The sequence below is a fragment of the Streptomyces sp. 2A115 genome, from assembly GCF_052245575.1.
In the GTDB taxonomy this organism is placed as follows: Bacteria; Actinomycetota; Actinomycetes; order Streptomycetales; family Streptomycetaceae; genus Streptomyces.
The window spans coordinates 1-17028 of record NZ_JBQQCG010000139.1 but is presented as its reverse complement, the minus strand read 5'-3'; the positions used below and the strand labels follow the sequence as shown (position 1 = coordinate 17028).

Below are 17028 nucleotides of genomic sequence, written 5' to 3'. Positions count from 1 at the left end.
ACCGCGCACCAGGGGGCGCACGCTGGGCTGGTGGGTGAACTCGGAGTCGTCGGCGCACACGACGTCGACGCTGCGCGCCGGGTCGGCGGCGGCGAGGAGTTCGACGCGGGTGGTGCCGAGGGCGTCGGCGACACGCTCGAGGGAGCGCATGCTGGGCCGCGCCCGCTCGTTCTCGACCTGGCTGAGGAACGGCACCGACAGGCCGCTGCGCTCGGCGACGACGGCAAGGGTGAGCTCCAGTGCCCGGCGCCGCCGCCGGACTGCCGCGCCCACCCGAAGGGTCTCTTTGCTTTCGTCCATCGCTTCGGCTCCCCCCTGTGCGTCGCCGGTGCATGAGGTTCGGTGGCGGCGCGATCTGTGTTACCGACGCGCCCATGTCTCGCGGGTTCCTGATGTGTTGAATGCACCCTACGGGTGTCCGGCAAACCGTTTCATGCGCCCGTCACATCGCTGTAAACATTGCCGCACGGTGTGAGCGGCGGGCTGTCACAGTTCGCGCCAGTAGATCAGCTGGCCCGACTCGCCCGGCGCCGATTCCTCGCGCGGGATGAACAGGCTGACCAGAAGTGCCGGACGCCCGTCGGGGTCGGTGATCAGGGAGGCCGAGGGGTTGGCGAAGGCCCGGCTGCCGCCGTGGGTGCGGAGGTTGAGGCGGTCGGCGCGGCCGCTCCCCGGGTCGTATGCATAGGTACGCCAGGTTCCGAATTCGTTCCGCCGTCGCTGTCCCTCGATGAGCACGAGTCGCTTCCCGCCGAGTTCCAGGAGCGAGCGGTCGCCTATGTTTCCGCCGGTTCCCCACGTCTGAAGGGCCTGGTCGAGCCGCTGGTCGGGCTCGGCGTGCCAGGTCGTGAAGCCGGTGAGGGTGGCCCGGAGTTGGCGGTCCGTGTCGCAGTCCGCCCGGTAGTGGCCGGTGAGTTGGACCGTGTCTCCGCGCGCGGAGGTGATGTCCGGGGTGCCCTCGGCGCAGCGGGAGAGGGTGCGGGGCGCGTCGTACGCGCGGTCGGCGCGACCGGCGAGCAGCGCGTCGAGGTCCGGGTAGCCGCGTACGGCGATGTGATTGGCCGGATCCCGCTCGTACGCGAGGACGTAGCCGCCCTGGTCGTCGGCGGCGAGTGCGGGCTGACTGGTGCCGGCGCCGAAGTCCTGGCGTCGGGTCCAGGTGCGCAGGTCGGTGGAGGTGGCGACGGCCGAGTGGAAGCGGCCGTCGGCGAGGGTCGTGTGGTAGACGGCGAGATACCGGCCGTCGGGCGCCTGCGTGATCTCGGCGGTGTCCATGGTGCGGCCGGTGCTGTCCGTCGCCGCGTACCGGTGTCCGTCGGCATCCCGTACGTCTCCGGCCAGATCGGCGAAGCGGCCGGTGGCGGCGGAGGCAGAGGCGGGGTGCGCGTTCATGTGCGGCAGCCCGAGGAGCGCGACCAGGACAGCCGCCAGCGTCACGAGTACGGCGGCCAGGTGCTTGGGACGTGCGAGGGCGGTCAGGTGCTTGGGATGTGCGATCACGGACAGGGGTCTCACAGGTGCGGGCGACGGGGCGGAGTCGAGCGTACGAACGACCGGCGCCCACGGATACGCCACGAGGGGTGGGCTTCGCCACACGGGAACCGGACCGGTCCCGCGGCGAGGCCCACCCCTCGTGTCCGGCGTCACGCGCGCGTGGGGGCCCGTTTTCGGAAATGGGCCCCCACTGGCGGTGGATTTACCGCTGGCGGTGGATCTACTGCGGAGTCATCCGCTCCACCATGTCCGGGTGCTCCTTCAGCCACGCGGCGACGGCTTCCTCCTCGTTGCCCTGGCCGCGGTCCTTGATCTCGCTCTCCAGGCTGCCGAGTTCGTCCTCGCTCATCTTGAAGTTCTTGATCCACTTGGTGAGCTGCGGATACTGGTCCGGGAACTTCTTGCTGGAGATGGTGCGGATCGTGTTGCCCTCACCGAACAGCTTCTTGTCGTCCGCCAGCTTCGTCAGCTTGTACTCGCTGTAGGCCCAGTGCGGGGACCAGAGCGTGACGGCGATCGGTTCCTTCTTGGCGTACGCGCGTTTCAGCTCGGCGAGCATCGCGGGCGTTGAGCCGTCGACGACCTCGTACTCCTTGTCCAGGCCGTAGCCCGGCAGGACCTTCGTCTTGAGCAGGTTCATCTCGCCGGTGCCCGGCTCGATCCCGATGATCCTGCCGTCGAAGGTGTCGGCCTTGCCCTTGAGGTCCGCGAGGGACTTGACGTCCTTCACGTACGAGGGGACGGAGACTTCCAGGGAGGTCGGTTCGTACCAGGTGCCGAGGTCCGTGAGGTTGTCCTTGTGCTTGTCCCAGTACTGGGCCTGGGCGTAGGGCAGCCAGGCGTCGAAGTTGAGGTCGATGTCGCCGGTGGCCAGGCCCGTGTAGACCGGGCCGACGTCCATCTGCTTGAGGTTCAGCGTGTAGCCGCGCCGGGCCAGGACGTTCTTCCACAGGTAGGTGACGGCGATGTCCTCGTCCCACGGGAACCAGGCGACGTCCACCGGGCGCTTCGTCTCGGCGGCGACCGTGGAGCTCTTGACCGGGGCCAGCTTGTCGACGACGCCGGGGTTCCCCTTCAGCCAGGCCCGCACGGCGTCAGGCTGCTTGCCCTTGCCGGCCTTGTTGATCTCCGACTCGAGGCTGGTGAGCTGCTTCTCGGTCATCTTGAAGTTCTTGAGCCACTCGCCGACGACCGGGTTGTCCTGAGCGAAGCCCTTGCGGGCGATCGTGTGCACGCCGTCGCCCTTGCCCCAGGCTCCCTTGGGGTCCTTGAGCTTCGTCAGCTTGTAGTCGCTGTACGCCCAGTGCGGCGACCAGAGCGTGACGACGACCGGCTGCTGCTTGGCGTACGCGCGCTTCAGCTCGGCCAGCATCGCGGGCGTGGAGCTGTCGACGACCTTGTACTCCTTGTCGAGGCCGTACTCCTTGAGGACCTTGCTCTTCAGGATGCCCATCATGCCGGCGCTGGACTCGATGCCGGTGATCTTGCCGCCGAACTCGTCGGCCTTGCCCTTGAGGTCCTCCAGGGAGTCGATGCCCTTCATGTAGGAGGGCACGCTCAGCTCCAGGGACGTCGGGCCGTACCAGGAGCCCAGGTCGTCGAGCTGCTTGCCGTACTTCTTCCAGTACTGCTCGTGTGTGACCGGCAGCCAGGCGTCCGTCTGGAAGTCGATGTCGCCCTGGGCGAGCGAGGTGTAGATCGGGCCGGCCTCCATCTGCTTCGTGTCGACCTGGAAGCCGCGCTCCTCCAGGATCTCCTTCCAGAGGAAGGTGGAGGCGACGCCCTCGTCCCAGGGGATGTAGCCGATGGTGATCTTCTTGCCCTGGCCGACGTTCTTCGTGTCGGCGGCGGTGGCGGTGCTGTTGTCGGCGCTGCCGAAGACGCCCATGCCGCCGGCGACCAGCGCGAGCACGACGACGCCGATCATGGCGACGGCGGGCCGGGGCCGGTAGGACCAGAGGTTCAGGCCCTGCGCGGCACGCAGCTTGGCGACGGCGCGGCGGCCGAGCGGCGAGACCTGGGTGCCCAGGGAACTGGTCATGCGGTCCAGGTAGATCGCCAGGATGACGATGGCGACACCGGCCTCGGAGCCCAGGCCGACGTTCAGCTGGCCGAGGGCCTCGTTCACGTCACCGCCGAGGCCGCCGGCGCCGACCATGCCCGCGATGGCGGCCATGGACAGGCCCAGCATGATGACCTGGTTGACGCCGGCCATGACCGTGGGCAGCGCCAGCGGCAGTTGGACACGCAGCAGGGTGTTGCCGGGGGTGGTGCCGAACGCGTCGGCGGCCTCGACCAGTTCCTTGTCGACCTGGCGGATGCCCAGCTCGGTCATCCGGACGCCGGGTGCCAGGGCGAAGATCAGGGTGGCCACGATGCCCGCCGGGGCGCCGGTGCCGAAGAACAGGATGGCCGGGATGAGGTAGATCATCGCGGGCAGCGTCTGCATGAAGTCGAGCACCGGGCGCACGATCCCGCTGACGCGGTCGGAGCGCGCCGCCCAGATGCCGACGGGCACCGAGATGACGAGCGCGATGATCGTCGCCACGAGGACGAGCGACAGGGTGTCCATCGCGTCCTCCCACAGTTCGAGGGAGTCGATGAAGGCGAAGCCCGCGAAGGCGAGGACACCGGCGGACGTGCCGCGCAGCCAGAACGCGATCACCGCGAAGATGCCCGCGAGGAGGAGGGGTTCCGGGGCCTGGAGAACGGCGTTGATACCGTCGTAGGAGCCCAGGAAGACGGACTTGAAGAAGTCGAAGAGCCACGACATGTGTTCGAGCAGCCAGTCGACCGCGTCGTTGACCCAGTCGCCGAAGGGGATCCTAGGCACCGGTCTTCACCGCCTTGACAACCTTGTCGCGGGGCGCGTCGCACGGCTCGGGTTCGCCCTGCTCGTCGCCGAGAAAGCCGACGAGCCGCCGCCGGGGCACGACACCGACCAGCTTGCCCTTCTTGTCGACGACCGCGACGGGGTGCGTGAGGCGGGCGCTGATGGCGCACAGCTCGCCGAACGACGAGTCCGGCCTGGCGGTCTCGCAGCCGCAGTCCGCCTCGTCGCCACGCAGCTCCGTGTCCATGACGGAGGCCGCGGTGAGGACCCGGGAGCGGTCGACGTCCTGTGTGAAGGAGGCGACGTAATCGTTTGCGGGGCGGACCAGGATGTCCTCGGCGGTGCCGATCTGAACGATGCGGCCGTCCCGCATGACGGCGATGCGGTCGCCCAGGCGCATGGCCTCGTTGAGGTCGTGGGTGATGAAGACGATGGTCTTCTTGAGCTTCTTCTGGAGCTCGATCAGCTGGTCCTGCATGTCGCGCCGGATCAGCGGGTCGAGCGCGCTGAAGGACTCGTCCATGAGAAGCAGGTCGGCGTCGGTGGCGAGCGCCCTGGCGAGGCCCACGCGCTGCTGCATGCCGCCGGACAGCTCGTCGGGCCAGGACTTCTCCCAGCCCGCGAGGCCGGCCAGCACGAGCGCCTTGGTGGCGCGCTCCGCCCGCTCGGCGCGCGGCACGCCCTGCACCTCCAGGCCGTACGCGGCGTTCTCCAGGACGCTGCGGTGCGGGAAGAGGGCGAAGTGCTGGAAGACCATGCTGATCTTCTTGGAGCGGACCTCGCGCAGCTCACGGTCGCTCAGCGCGGTCAGGTCCTGGCCGTCGAAGCGGACGTGTCCGGCGGTCGGCTCCAGCAGCCCGTTGAGCATGCGCAGCAGCGTGGACTTGCCGGAGCCGGACAACCCCATGACGACGAAGATCTGGCCGGGTTCGACCTCGAAGGAGGCGTCGATCACCGCGGCTGTGGTGCCGTCGGCGCGGAGTTCCTCGCGGCCGGCTCCCTCGCGGAGCCGCTCGACCGCCTCGTCGGGTCGTCTGCCGAACACTTTGTAGAGCCGCTCGGCTTGCAGCCTGGATGACACAGGTACCTCTCGGGTCGTACGAAGACGGCCCGCCTCCCCCGTCGGCGGGCCGTGGAGCGACGCGGGTTCCGCCCGCTTCTCCGGCTCGCATTTGTCAGGTGTGGTTGAAAACACGACCGGGTTCGCTCCGAATCGGCGCCTGCCCGCGCTCATGGGCAGCAAACTCGGAAGTGCGCCAGTTCACAGGGCGTTTACCTGCGGCCTGTAGAAGGCCCGCAGGTACCCACTGTCCGCGCCGAACGGTGACTGTCAGTGGCGTACGGCATGATGCGAGGCGTGACGCAGCAGACGCAGCAGCCTCGCCGAATCATGCTCCTCGACACGGCCTCCTTGTATTTCCGCGCCTATTTCGGCGTCCCGGAATCAGTGAAGGCCCCGGACGGCACGCCGGTGAACGCCGTGCGCGGCCTGCTCGAATTCATCGACCGACTGGTCCGGGACCACCGCCCGGACGACCTCGTGGCCTGCATGGACGCCGACTGGCGGCCACAGTGGCGGGTCGATCTGATCCCCTCCTACAAGGCGCACCGCGTCGCCGAGGAGACCGAGGTCGGGCCGGACGAGGAGGAAGTGCCCGACACCCTCTCGCCCCAAGTACCGGTCATCGAAGCAGTCCTGGACGCGCTGGGCATCGCGCGCGTGGGCGTCGAGGGGTACGAGGCGGACGACGTGATCGGCACGTTCGCCGGCCGCGCCACCGGCCCGGTCGACATCGTCACCGGCGACCGCGACCTGTACCAACTGGTCGACGACAAGCGCGAGGTGCGCGTGCTGTACCCACTCAAGGGCGTGGGCTCGCTCCAGGTCACCGACGAGGCGTGGCTGCGCGAGAAGTATGGAGTCGACGGGCCTGGGTACGCGGATCTGGCGCTGCTGCGCGGCGACCCGAGCGACGGACTGCCGGGGGTGCCCGGCATCGGCGAGAAGACCGCGGCCAAGCTGCTGGCCGAGTTCGGCGACCTGGCCGGGATCATGGCGGCGGTCGATGACCCGAGGGCCAAGCTCACGCCGTCGCAGCGCAAGCGCCTCGACGAGTCGCGGCCGTATCTCGCCGTCGCGCCCACGGTCGTCCGGGTGGCCGGAGACGTACCGCTGCCGGATGTGGCCACCGCGCTGCCGCACGCGCCGCGCGATCCGGCGGCCCTGGACGTGCTCGCGGCGCGCTGGGGTCTGGGCGGCTCGCTGAAGCGGCTGCTGTCAACGCTGGGGTCCTGAGGGAACACCGGGGTCTTGAGGGCGATACTGCCGTCCTGAAGGTCGCGTGAACTCGTCCTGTAGTGGCCCTCGGCTTCTTCTGGGGAGATTCTCAGTTGCTTGTGGGATGGTCATCGGCACTCCAAGTTTTCATCTGGAGAGGTCCAAGGCTCTTCGAGCAAGGGGCTTTAACCAGGGGGAGGTGCTAACTTAGGTAAGCCTTAGCGAACTTATTCGGGAGGCCGTTATGGCAGAGCGTCCGGCACGCAGGGTCCCCAAGCCTCACTTCGCGGAGGTCATCCGCACGGAGCGGCTGACTCCCCATATGCAGCGCGTGGTACTCGGCGGCGAGGGCCTCGCCGAGTTCGTCGTGGGCACCAGCACCGACCACTACGTGAAGCTGCTGTTCGCGGCCGAGGGCGTGACCTACCCGGAGCCCTTCGACATGGCCAGGATCCGCGAGGAGTTCCCGCGCGAGCAGTGGCCCGTGACGCGGACGTACACGGTGCGCGCCTGGGACCCGGAACTACGCGAGCTGACGCTCGACTTCGTGATCCACGGCGACGAGGGGCTCGCCGGGCCGTGGGCCATGCGGGTCCAGGCCGGCGAGATCATACGGTTCCTCGGCCCCGGCGGAGCGTACGCCCCCGACCCCGAGGCGGACTGGCATCTGCTGGCCGGTGACGAGAGCGCGCTGCCCACGATCGCCGCGTCGCTGGAGTCGCTGCCCGACGGGGCCGTGGCGCGCGCGTTCGTGGAGGTGTCGGGGCCGGAAGAAGAGCAGAAGATCGCCTCCGACGTGGACGTCGTCTGGCTGCACCGGGGTGACCGACCGATCGGCGAGGCGCTGGTCGAGGCCGTGCGTGGCCTCGAGTTCCCGGCGGGGCGGGTGCACGCGTTCGTGCACGGCGAGGCCGGCTTCGTGAAGGACCTGCGACGACTGCTGCGCGTCGAACTGCAGATTCCGCGTGAGGACCTGTCCATCTCCGGCTACTGGCGGCTCGGCCACAACGAGGACGGGTGGCAGGCGGCCAAGCGGGACTGGAACGCACAGGTGGAGGCCGAGCAGGAGGCCGCCTCGCCGACGACCTCCTGAACGGTCTCCTCCGCGGGAGGGCGGTACGGGCCGCTCCGCTGGAGGCCGGTACGGGCCCGCTCCGCTGGAGGCCGGTACGGAGGCTGCGGGCCGGTGGGGGGCTGGTCGCGCAGTTCCCCGCGCCCCCGACGGGGTGGGGCCACGGCGTCCCGTCAGGGCCTACTGGCAAGCGCGCCGACGCGGGGAAGTACGCGACCAACGACCACAGGCACCCTCTGGACCGAGCGTTGGTACGCCCTGAAAACGTGCGGGTCGGCAGGGGCGGAGCCGCGGGCTGCGCGGGCTGGCCGTGCTCGTCGTCGCGGCCCAACTTCTCGTCACCGTCTTCGGCGCGTCAATACACACGATTGATCTCGATTGAGTGGCCCGCCGCAAGGGCGTGAGGACTTCGGCCCGCAGCGGACACCGGTGCGACACGCGGGCGAAACAGGCGATCCCTAATTTCTGTCGCCCGACAGGAATTCGCTTCCCTGGCTCCGCTCCCTGTGCCGAAGGCAGGTGCCGCAGTGACGACGACCGCCCCATCCGACGTCCGCCCCGACCCACCGGAGTCCTCCGACGACCGCTCCCTCACGGAGTTCGGCTACCGCCAGGAGCTGCATCGCAGCCTCGGCCGGTACGCCTCGTTCGCCGCCGGTTTCTCCTTCATCTCCGTCCTGACGACCGTCTTCCAGTTCTTCGCGTTCGGCTACGCGTTCGGCGGGCCGGTCTTCTTCTGGACCTGGCCGGCCGTGCTGGTCGGCCAGTTGCTGGTCGCCGCGTGCTTCGCGGAGCTGGCCGCGCGCTATCCGATCTCCGGCGCCATCTACCAGTGGTCGTCCCGGCTCTCCAACCTCACCTTCGGCTGGTTCGCCGGCTGGATCATGGTGATCGGGCAGATCGTGGTGGTCGCGGCGGCGGCGCTCGCGCTGCAGATGGTGCTGCCGGCGATCTGGTCCGGCTTCCAGCTGATCGGCGACGACCCGACGCCCACCTCCGCGAGTGGCGCGGCCAACGCGGCGGTCTTCGGCGTGATCCTGCTGGTCCTGACGACCTTCGTGAACGTCATCGACAACCGCGTGATGTCGCTGATCAACCGCGTCGGCGTCACCGCGGAGATCATCGGCGCCGTCCTGATCATCGTGCTGCTGCTGACCCATTCCGAGCGCTCCCCCGGCATCACCTTCCACACCGGTACGGCCGCCCAGTCGGGCCTACTCGGGGCGCTGCTGGTGGGTTCGTTCGCGGCGGCGTACGTGATGATCGGCTTCGACAGCGCGGGCGAGATGAGCGAGGAGACACGCAATCCGCGGCGTGTCGCGCCCCGCACCATCCTCACCGCGCTCGGCGCCGCGGGCCTGCTCGGCGGGCTGATCATCCTCGCCGGCCTGCTCGCCGCACCCAGCCTCACCGACGGCCGGCTCGGCGTCGAGGGACTGAGTTACGTCCTGACCAGCAGCCTGGGCGACGGCGTCGGCCGGGCACTGCTCGCCGACGTGGTGGTCGCCATCGCGGTGGCCGTCCTCGCCATCCAGACGGCGGCCTGCCGGATGCTGTTCTCCATGGCCCGCGACGGACAGCTGCCGTTCTCGGGACGGCTCGCGAAGGTCAACCCGCGCACCGGTATGCCGACCGCCCCCGCGGTCGTCGTCGGCGTCCTCGCCGCCGCTCTGCTGCTCCTCAATTTCGCCTCGCCGGAGGCTTTCCTGGCCATCGGCACCACGTGCATCGTGATGCTGTACCTGGCGTACGCGATGGTCATCGGGCCGCTGCTCGTGAAGCGACTGCGCGGACAGTTCCCCGGTACCGACGGAACGGACGGAACGGACGGCGTCGACGAAGAGGGCCGCCCCCTGTTCTCCCTGGGCCGCTGGGGCGTCCCCGTCAACGCGCTCGCCCTGCTCTACGGCCTGTTCATGTCGGTCAACCTGGCCTGGCCACGGGCCGACGTGTACGACCCGGCGGGCGGGCACTGGTACTTCCAATGGTTCACCGTGCTGTTCCTGGCGATCACCCTCGTCCTGGGCGCCGCGTACCGGGTGTACAAGGCGCGGGCGACGGTCGCGGAAGAGGCTCCCGCGTACGCCTGAGTACGCCCGAGTGGGAAGCTCCCCGTACGCCTGGCCCGCGGCGCCCTGCGTACGCTTGACCAGGTGAGACGCAAGCCCCGGATTCCACCCTCTCCCCTGCCGCAGCGCGACGGGGTGGATCCGGTGCGGGTGCGGCTGCCCGTCGAGGGTGCGTGGGGCACCGTACGGGAGCATCTGGTCGAGCGGCTCGCGGCGGGAGCCGGAGTGATCGACGGGATGCTCGACGCGGGGCTGATCGTCGGGGCCGACGGGCTGCCCGTGGCGTCCGACGCGGTGTACGTGCCGGGGATGTTCGTGTGGTTCCACCGGGAGCTGCCCGCCGAGGCGCGGGTGCCGTTCCCGCTGGAGATCGTCTACCGCGACGAGCACATCGTCGTGGCCGACAAGCCGCACTTCCTCGCCACGACGCCGCGTGGCAGCCATGTCGCCCAGACGGCCCTGGCAAGGCTGCGGCGGAAGCTGGGGATCCCGGCGCTCGGGGCCGCTCACCGGCTCGACCGGCTCACCGCCGGGCTCGTGCTGTTCACGGTGCGGCCCGAGGAGCGGGGCGCGTACCAGTCGCTGTTCCGCGACCGCCTCGTACGCAAGGAGTACGAGGCGGTGGCTCCGTACCGGGAGTCGCTGGAGCTGCCGCGTACCGTCCGCAGCCGGATCGAGAAGGAGCGGGGTGTCATGGCCGCCCGGGAGGTGCCGGGCGAGCCGAACGCCGTGAGCCGGATCGAGCTGGTCGAGCACCGGGACGGGGACAGAGGCGCGGCCGGAAACGGGGACGGGGGCAGAGCGCGCTATCGGCTGCTTCCCAGCACCGGCCAGACCCACCAACTGCGGGTTCACATGAACGCGTTGGGCGTGCCGATCCTCGGCGATCCGCTGTACCCGGTGGTGACCGGCCCTGTGCCGGCCGGTGACTTCCGGCGCCCGCTCCAACTGCTGGCGCGGGTGCTGGAGTTCACCGATCCGGTCACGGGGCGGGAGCATTCCTTCGTGAGCGGACGGACGCTCCAGGCGTGGTCGGCGTACGACGACTGGGCCGACCGGTGACCATCGTCGACCGGCTCGGTCAGTAGCCGCGCCACCAGCGAACGAGGCGCCGCCAGGCGCCGAGGCGGTGTACGGGTTCGGGCGCCGGGGCCGAGGGCTCCGGTTCGAGGGCCGGGGCCGGGGACGTCGGGGACGGCCTCGGGGTCGGCGTGGAGATCTCCCAGTCCGGGCGCTGCTGTGGCACCGTCCGCACCCCGGGCCGCTCCATGACGGCCTGCGGCGACGCCGACCGGAACCTCACCGGGAGTTCCACCAGATGGCGCGAGGAGATCGACGCGGTCCACCGCAACTCGTGCTCCTCGACGGCGAGTTCGATGTCCGGCAGCCGCATGAGGAGCGCGTCGACGCCGACGTCGGCGATGGCACGGCCGATGTCCTGGCCCGGGCACTCGTGCGGGCCGCCGCCGAAGGCGAGGTGCGAGCGGTTGCCCCGCATGTTCGCCTTGAGGTCCGGGCGGACGTGCGGGTCGACGTTGCCCGGCGCGATCCCCAGGAACAGTCCGTCGCCCTTGCGGATCCGCTGACCGCCCAACTCCGTGTCCTGCTTGGCGAAGTAGCCGAGCACGGCACTGAACGGCGGCTCGTCCCACAGGGACTGCTCGACCGCCATGGGCACCGTCATCTGGCCGCCGTTGAGCTGGGCGCGGAAGCCCGGGTCGGTGAGGACCACCCGCAGCACGTTGGCGAGGAGGTTCGCCGTGGCCTCGTACGCGGCGAGCAGGACGAGACGAAGGTGCTGGCCGACCTCGTCGTCGTTGAGCCCGGCCGGGTGGTTGATGAGGTGGCTGGTGAAGTCCTCCTCGGGCTCGGCCCGGCGGCGGACGGTGAGCCGCATCAGGACGCTCATGACGTACTCGTTGCTTGCGATCGCCGTCTCGGTGCCCTTGAGCAGGTCGCGGGCGGCGTGCACCAGGCGGTTGTCGTACTCCTCGGGCATGCCGAGGACCTCGCAGAGCACCGCCATCGGCAGCTGCTCGGCGAACTGGGAGACCAGGTCGGCGGTGCCCCGCTCGCAGAACTGGTTGACCAGCTCCTGGGTCCAGTGGTTGATGTAGCGGCGGAGGTCACGGGTGTTGATGGTCGTCATGGCGCCCATGACCGCACCGCGCAGCCGCTGGTGTTCGTCGCCCTCGGCCATGGAGCAGATGGGCTGCCAGGCGATGAGTGGCATGAGCGGGTGGTCGGGCCCCGCGGTGCCGTCCCGGACGGCGCTCCAGGTGCGGCTGTCGCGGGTGTACAGCGCGGGGTTGCTGATCATGTGGAGGTTCTCGCCGTGCCCGAGCACCATCCAGAAGGGCACGTCGTTGTGGAGCAACACGGGTGCGACGGCTCCGTGTTCGGCACGGAGTTTCTCGTACAGGCCCTGGAGGTCCTCGGCCTCGGGTCCGTACAGGCGTCGCAGTCCGCCGGGGCCCGTACCGTGGGCGGGGCAGCTCGGCGGCGGCCCGGACATGAGGTCGTCCGTGCCGGTTCGGGAGTGGGATTCAGGCGTCACGGTGGTCGCTTTCGAAGCTGAAGGGGTTCCGGGGTCGTGGGAGTCGGTCCGGGGCCTTGAACGGTCCGGTGTCCTGGTAGGTGCGGTGGTACGTACACGGCTGGGATCGAGGTGTAGAGGTCGGGTCAGGCCTTCGCCGACGACGCCATGGCGATCGAGTGCAGGAAGCGCATCAGGGTCATCAGGACGTCCCGGCTGGAGGCCCTGCGGCGCGCGTCGCACTTCACCATGGGGATCTCCTCGGACAGGTCGAGCGCCGCGCGCAGGTCCTCCATGGGGTAACGGGGCGCGTCCGGGAAGTCGTTGACGGCGACGACGAACGGGACTCCGCGCTCCTCCAGGCGTCCGATGACGTCGAAGCTGACTTCCAGGCGCCGGGTGTCGATCAGGACGACCGCGCCCAGGGCGCCCTCGAACAGGCCGTTCCACAGGAACCAGAAGCGTTCCTGGCCGGGAGTCCCGAACAGATACAGCACCAGCTGCTCGGTGATGCTGATGCGGCCGAAGTCCATCGCGACGGTGGTGGCCGTCTTGGTGTCCGAGCCGTAGTTGTCGTCGACACCGATGCCGGCCTGCGTCATGGTCTCTTCGGTGGTCAGCGGCCTGATCTCGCTGACGGAGCCGACCATCGTCGTCTTGCCGACCCCGAAACCGCCCACGATCACGATCTTCACCGCGGCTGTGGCCGTGTGCGGGAGGTGGTCCTCGGCGCGAGGCCCCGTGATCGTGTCAGAGTTTTTGAAGTCCATGCATCACCGCTTCGAGGAGGGAACGGTCGGGCAGCTCCGCGCGGACGATCGGGGCGCGCGCCTGTACCAGTTCAGCCGTCAGCAGCTCGGTCAGCAGTACGGTCACCACGCTGAACGGCAGATTGAGATAGGCCGAGAGTTCGGCCACGGACATGGGTGCCCTGCAGAGCCGGAGCAGCGCCGACTGTTCCGGCTGGGCGGTGGGCGGCACGTCGGCGTCCGCCACGATTAAGGTCACCAGGTCGAGCTCGGCACGGTCGCCGCCCTCGACCTGGCCGGTGACGACGTACAGCCGCTCCGGTTCAACCCCCTGGCCCTTCCCGCCCTGCCCTTCCGCAGGGGGTGGAGGATTTTTCTCCGGCGCCTCCTTCGGGAAGCGCCGTCGTCGTTGCGGAGGAGTCATACGGTCTGCCCGTTCCGCCGGGGCGGACTCGTGAGGTGAGCACCGATCCGTACGACGAGGTCGCGCATGCGGGCACTCATCAGCCCGGCGTCCACATGCGCCTCCGCCAGCACGGCGAGATAGGCGTTCGGGCCGGCGGCCATCATGTAGAAGTAGCCGCCCTCCATCTCGATGATCACCATGCGCATCTTGCCGTCGGTGTCGGGGATCTCCGTGGCGACGGCCCCGGCCAGGCTCTGCAGTCCGGCGCAGGCCGCGGCGATGCGGTCGGCGGCGTCGGGGTCACCTCCGTACCGGGCGATGCGCAGACCGTCGGCGGAGAGCACGACGACCTGCCGGGTCCCGTACACCCCGTCGGACAGCTCCTTGAGCATCCAGTCGAAGTTGGCTCGCTGCTGGATCACTTGAGGTCCCCCTCGTCGTCGGCCTCCGTGCCGGCCGGGCTGTTCGTCGCTCCGGGTGTCTGCTGCTGGTCTTCGTCTCCGCCCTTGAGGCCGGCCATGAACGCGTCGACCCACAGCCCGGGTTCCTTCTCTTCCTTCTTCTTCGGGGCGGGCTGCTGCGTGGACGACCGGGTCCAGTCGATGACGGGCCGGCCCTCCCGTCGCGCTTCCTCGGCTTCCCTCTCGGCCGCGACGGCCTCGCGCACCCGCTGGCTGTACGGGATCTTCATCCGGCTGCGGCGCTGCGGCAGACCGTTGGCCGTCCACTCGGTGACCTCGGGGACGTCGTCCTCCATGCCGTCGTCCTGCGTGGGGATACGAGGTCCGGTGGTGGGGCGGCGCTTCTTCTCCGCGCGCTCGGGCCCTTTGACACCGTCGAAGTCGACCTTGGGCACGGAGGCGGCGCCGATGCCGTGGGCGAGGCCGGGCGCGGGGTCTTCGGTGAGCATGTTGCGCGGCACGACGAGCACCGCGCGTACCCCGCCGTACGCGGACTGGCGCAAGGAGACCTGCATGTTGTACATGTCCATGAGACGGCCGACGACGGCGAGGCCGAGCCGCGGGTCCTCGCCGAGGTTGTTGAGGTCGGGGCCGGCCTTCGCCTGCTCGAGCATCCGCTCGGCCCGCGTGCGGGCCTCCTCGCTGAGGCTGACGCCGGCGTCCTCGATCTCGATGGCGACGCCGGTCTGCACCTCGACCGCGGTGACATGCACCTTGGTGTGCGGCGGCGAATAGCGGGTGGCGTTGTCGAGGAGTTCGGCGGCCGCGTGGATGACCGGCTCGACGTGGATGCCCTCGACCGCGACCTTGGCGATGGAGTGCAGCTCGATGCGCCGGTACTCCAGGATCCGGGACATGCCGCCGCGCAGCACACTGTAGAGCGGTACGGGCTTGGGCCACTGGCGGCCCGGGCGGCCGCCGCCGAGCACGGCGATGGAGTCGGCGAGGCGGCCGATCAGCGCGGTGCCGTGGTCGATGCGCAGCAGGTCGTCGAAGACCTCGGGGTTGCGCCCGTGGTCCTCCTCCATCTCGCGCAGTTCCTTGTTCTGCTGGTGGACGATGGCCTGGACGCGCCGGGCGATGCTGACGAAGGAACGCGCCGCGGCCTCACGCTGCAGCACCTCGTGGTCCACGACCTTCAGGACGTCGAGCAGCAACGCGCGCTGGGTCGCGGGGAGTTGTCGGTTGACGGGGTCGTCGTCGACGGTCCGCCGGAGCGCGTCCGCGGGCGACACACCCGCGCGCACCCGCCAGAGCACGGCGGGCAGCAGTTCCTCGCGGAGGTGGACCAGTTCGGCGTCGTGACTGGCGATGCGCCGTTCCATGAGCGCCGTCCGACGCGCGTGTTCGGCGCGCGCCGCACGGATGACACGGCCGCGGCGGACCGCCTCGGCGGCCGTCGCGAGCAGGAGCAGCGTCGCGATGGCGCCGCACCAGCCGACGGCGGCCCGGGCCGGCTCCGTCACCAGGGCGACGGCGGCCCCGGTCGCCGCGGCCATCACTATGGCCGGCAGCAACAGCACGCGCGCGTAGGGAACTTCACGGCCACCGGGAGGCGATTGAACACTCACCATGTATGCCCTCTGAGACAAATCGACTGGAGGTCGGGGGGAGGTAACTGGATCTTCAGAACATTGGGGAACAAGCGCACGAATACACCTCAACTCGGTGCGCCGCGGGCGAGCTTAGTCCGACCGGATCATCGCTGTGTCATATTCAGCAAGCACCTGAAATCGCCTTCGCGACAGGAGTACGCTGCCTCATTTGTACGCTGCGGTCCCATTCGAACACGGTGCGTTATCGCGTATGGACATACGAAACCCCTCGTGAGAAGGGGCGAGGCACCGCGTTCGGCCCGGCTTCCGACCGGCTTGCGGGGTGCGGCGTGCGGCGTGCGGCGTGCGGCTCAGATTCCGGCGATGCGCAGGGCCGCGTCCGCGGTGGCCTCCGCGAACACCGAGACGGGCCGCTCCGGATCGGAGCGGTGCACGAGGATCACGCCCTCGATGAGGCCGAAGAGCAGGTCCGTCCGCAGCTCGAGCTCACTCTTGACGAGCGCACCGCCCGCCTCGGTCGCGGCGAGCAACTGCCGGTAGGCGTCCTTGAGTTCGGCCCGTACGGCATGGAAGCCCGCGAAGCGTTCCGAGCGGACCTCGGGCAGCAGATAGAGCCCGCCGAGGTTGTGCGAGCCGCCGCAGAGCAGCTCGACGTCGGTGCGGCACAGGTCCCACAACCGGTCCTCGGCCGGGGTGACGTCGTCGGCGAGAAGTTGACGGGCGAAGGTCAACGAGGGCGTGACGGTGGACTCCAGGAGCGCCGCGAGGAGTTCCTCCTTGCCGGACACGTAGTGGTACATGGACGCCTGCCGCATGCCCGACCGCTCGGCGACGGCCCGGGTCGTCGTGGCCGCGTAACCACGTGTCGTGAAGAGCTCCGCGGCGGCCACGAGCAGCTCGTCGCGCGGCGAGAGGCCGCTGTCCGGCCGCTGCTCGGCGCGCGGCCTGCCCACTCGTCGTCCGCTGGACCCCATGCGTTCGATCCTCGCACACCGCACCAAGAGGCGATCTCGGTGAGGGATCGGTAACCGGTCCGCAACGCGCGGGCAACCGCGATGACCCGCCCGGCTCCTAATTTCTGTCGAGCGACAGAAATGCAGGATCAGCCACACCCCGATGACCCACCACTGCCGAGCCGGAGGTCCCGCGATGGCGACAGCGACCACTTACGGAGCCCGAGCGCACGCCCGCGCCCAGGAGGGCGCCCGAGCCGAAGCCATGCCGGTCGTCCCGGCGAGCACCTGGCCCGCGCCGCCCTGCGAGGCGGGCCACCTGGTGTGGGCGGAGACCGTGGCGGGCGGCAACTACACGCACAAGGTGCTGGCCCGCGGCACGGAGCTGCGGCTGACCGACCTCCAGGGCGAGGCCTGCGCGCATCTGCTCCTGTTCGCCGCCGACCGGCCGTGGGAGCGCCTCAACGTCGCCGACACGGTCAAGGTCCAGTGGAACGCCTACCTCGGGGAGGGCCAGCTGCTCCTCTCCGACCAGGGCCGCGTCCTCGCCTCGGTGATCGCCGACACGTCCGGGCGGCACGACGCGCTGTGCGGCACCTCCAGCCTCGTACGGAACACGGA

15 protein-coding genes are annotated in these 17028 nt (G+C 69.7%); 5 read left to right on the top strand and 10 right to left on the bottom strand.

Annotated elements, in window-relative coordinates:
• The 4 genes from ACTWQR_RS53310 to ACTWQR_RS53295 all read right to left on the bottom strand — a co-directional run.
• A partial coding sequence (locus ACTWQR_RS53310; RefSeq protein ID WP_443234601.1) for a helix-turn-helix domain-containing protein occupies positions 1 to 300 on the bottom strand: 300 nt, incomplete at its 3' end.
• A 186-nt stretch (positions 301 to 486) separates the two neighbouring features.
• Positions 487 to 1500: a hypothetical protein gene (locus ACTWQR_RS53305; protein WP_443234600.1), complete on the bottom strand. Its 1014-nt coding sequence runs from the start codon at positions 1498 to 1500 to the stop codon at positions 487 to 489.
• A gap of 214 nt (positions 1501 to 1714) precedes the next feature.
• On the bottom strand, positions 1715 to 4327 hold the full coding sequence (locus ACTWQR_RS53300; RefSeq protein WP_443234599.1) for an ABC transporter permease/substrate binding protein: 2613 nt from the start codon (positions 4325 to 4327) through the stop codon (positions 1715 to 1717).
• The gene (locus ACTWQR_RS53295; RefSeq protein WP_443234598.1) at positions 4320 to 5408 is read right to left on the bottom strand and encodes a quaternary amine ABC transporter ATP-binding protein; all 1089 of its coding nucleotides are present in this window, start codon (positions 5406 to 5408) and stop codon (positions 4320 to 4322) included. The genes ACTWQR_RS53300 and ACTWQR_RS53295 overlap by 8 nt, the downstream gene beginning before the upstream one ends.
• A 267-nt stretch (positions 5409 to 5675) precedes the next feature.
• Between ACTWQR_RS53295 and ACTWQR_RS53290 the strand changes: the two genes are divergently transcribed.
• The 4 genes from ACTWQR_RS53290 to ACTWQR_RS53275 all read left to right on the top strand — a co-directional run bounded on the left by ACTWQR_RS53290 (position 5676) and on the right by ACTWQR_RS53275 (position 10808).
• The gene (locus ACTWQR_RS53290; RefSeq protein WP_443234602.1) at positions 5676 to 6623 is read left to right on the top strand and encodes a 5'-3' exonuclease; all 948 of its coding nucleotides are present in this window, start codon (positions 5676 to 5678) and stop codon (positions 6621 to 6623) included.
• Between the two features lie 226 nt (positions 6624 to 6849).
• Positions 6850 to 7698, top strand: a complete 849-nt coding sequence (locus tag ACTWQR_RS53285; RefSeq protein WP_443234597.1) for a siderophore-interacting protein — start codon at positions 6850 to 6852, stop codon at positions 7696 to 7698.
• Between the two features lie 506 nt (positions 7699 to 8204).
• Positions 8205 to 9767, top strand: a complete 1563-nt coding sequence (locus tag ACTWQR_RS53280) for an amino acid permease (RefSeq protein ID WP_443234596.1) — start codon at positions 8205 to 8207, stop codon at positions 9765 to 9767.
• Between the two features lie 63 nt (positions 9768 to 9830).
• Complete coding sequence (locus tag ACTWQR_RS53275; protein WP_443234595.1) at positions 9831 to 10808, top strand: RluA family pseudouridine synthase; 978 nt, start codon at positions 9831 to 9833, stop codon at positions 10806 to 10808.
• Between the two features lie 19 nt (positions 10809 to 10827).
• Here the strand turns inward: ACTWQR_RS53275 and ACTWQR_RS53270 are convergent, their stop codons facing one another.
• The 6 genes from ACTWQR_RS53270 to ACTWQR_RS53245 all read right to left on the bottom strand — a co-directional run bounded on the left by ACTWQR_RS53270 (position 10828) and on the right by ACTWQR_RS53245 (position 16428).
• Complete coding sequence (locus ACTWQR_RS53270; protein ID WP_443234594.1) at positions 10828 to 12303, bottom strand: cytochrome P450; 1476 nt, start codon at positions 12301 to 12303, stop codon at positions 10828 to 10830.
• Positions 12304 to 12428: 125 nt separating this feature from the next.
• On the bottom strand, positions 12429 to 13052 hold the full coding sequence (locus ACTWQR_RS53265) for a GTP-binding protein (RefSeq protein ID WP_443234593.1): 624 nt from the start codon (positions 13050 to 13052) through the stop codon (positions 12429 to 12431).
• Positions 13033 to 13455, bottom strand: coding sequence for a DUF742 domain-containing protein (locus tag ACTWQR_RS53260; RefSeq protein ID WP_443234592.1), 423 nt, complete (start codon positions 13453 to 13455; stop codon positions 13033 to 13035). The genes ACTWQR_RS53265 and ACTWQR_RS53260 overlap by 20 nt, the downstream gene beginning before the upstream one ends.
• Positions 13452 to 13859 carry a roadblock/LC7 domain-containing protein gene (locus tag ACTWQR_RS53255; protein WP_107019841.1) on the bottom strand — a complete coding sequence of 136 codons (408 nt, stop codon included), beginning with the start codon at positions 13857 to 13859 and terminating at the stop codon, positions 13452 to 13454. Before ACTWQR_RS53255 ends, ACTWQR_RS53260 begins: the two co-directional genes overlap by 4 nt.
• Positions 13856 to 15472: a sensor histidine kinase gene (locus ACTWQR_RS53250; RefSeq protein WP_443234591.1), complete on the bottom strand. Its 1617-nt coding sequence runs from the start codon at positions 15470 to 15472 to the stop codon at positions 13856 to 13858. The genes ACTWQR_RS53255 and ACTWQR_RS53250 overlap by 4 nt, the downstream gene beginning before the upstream one ends.
• 332 nt (positions 15473 to 15804) lie before the next feature.
• Entirely contained in the window at positions 15805 to 16428 is a 624-nt protein-coding gene (locus tag ACTWQR_RS53245; RefSeq protein WP_443234590.1) for a TetR/AcrR family transcriptional regulator, read from the bottom strand.
• A 175-nt stretch (positions 16429 to 16603) separates the two neighbouring features.
• Here ACTWQR_RS53245 and ACTWQR_RS53240 point away from each other — a divergent pair.
• Positions 16604 to 17028 (top strand): DUF1989 domain-containing protein (locus ACTWQR_RS53240; RefSeq protein WP_443234589.1); only part of this gene is annotated, 425 nt, incomplete at its 3' end.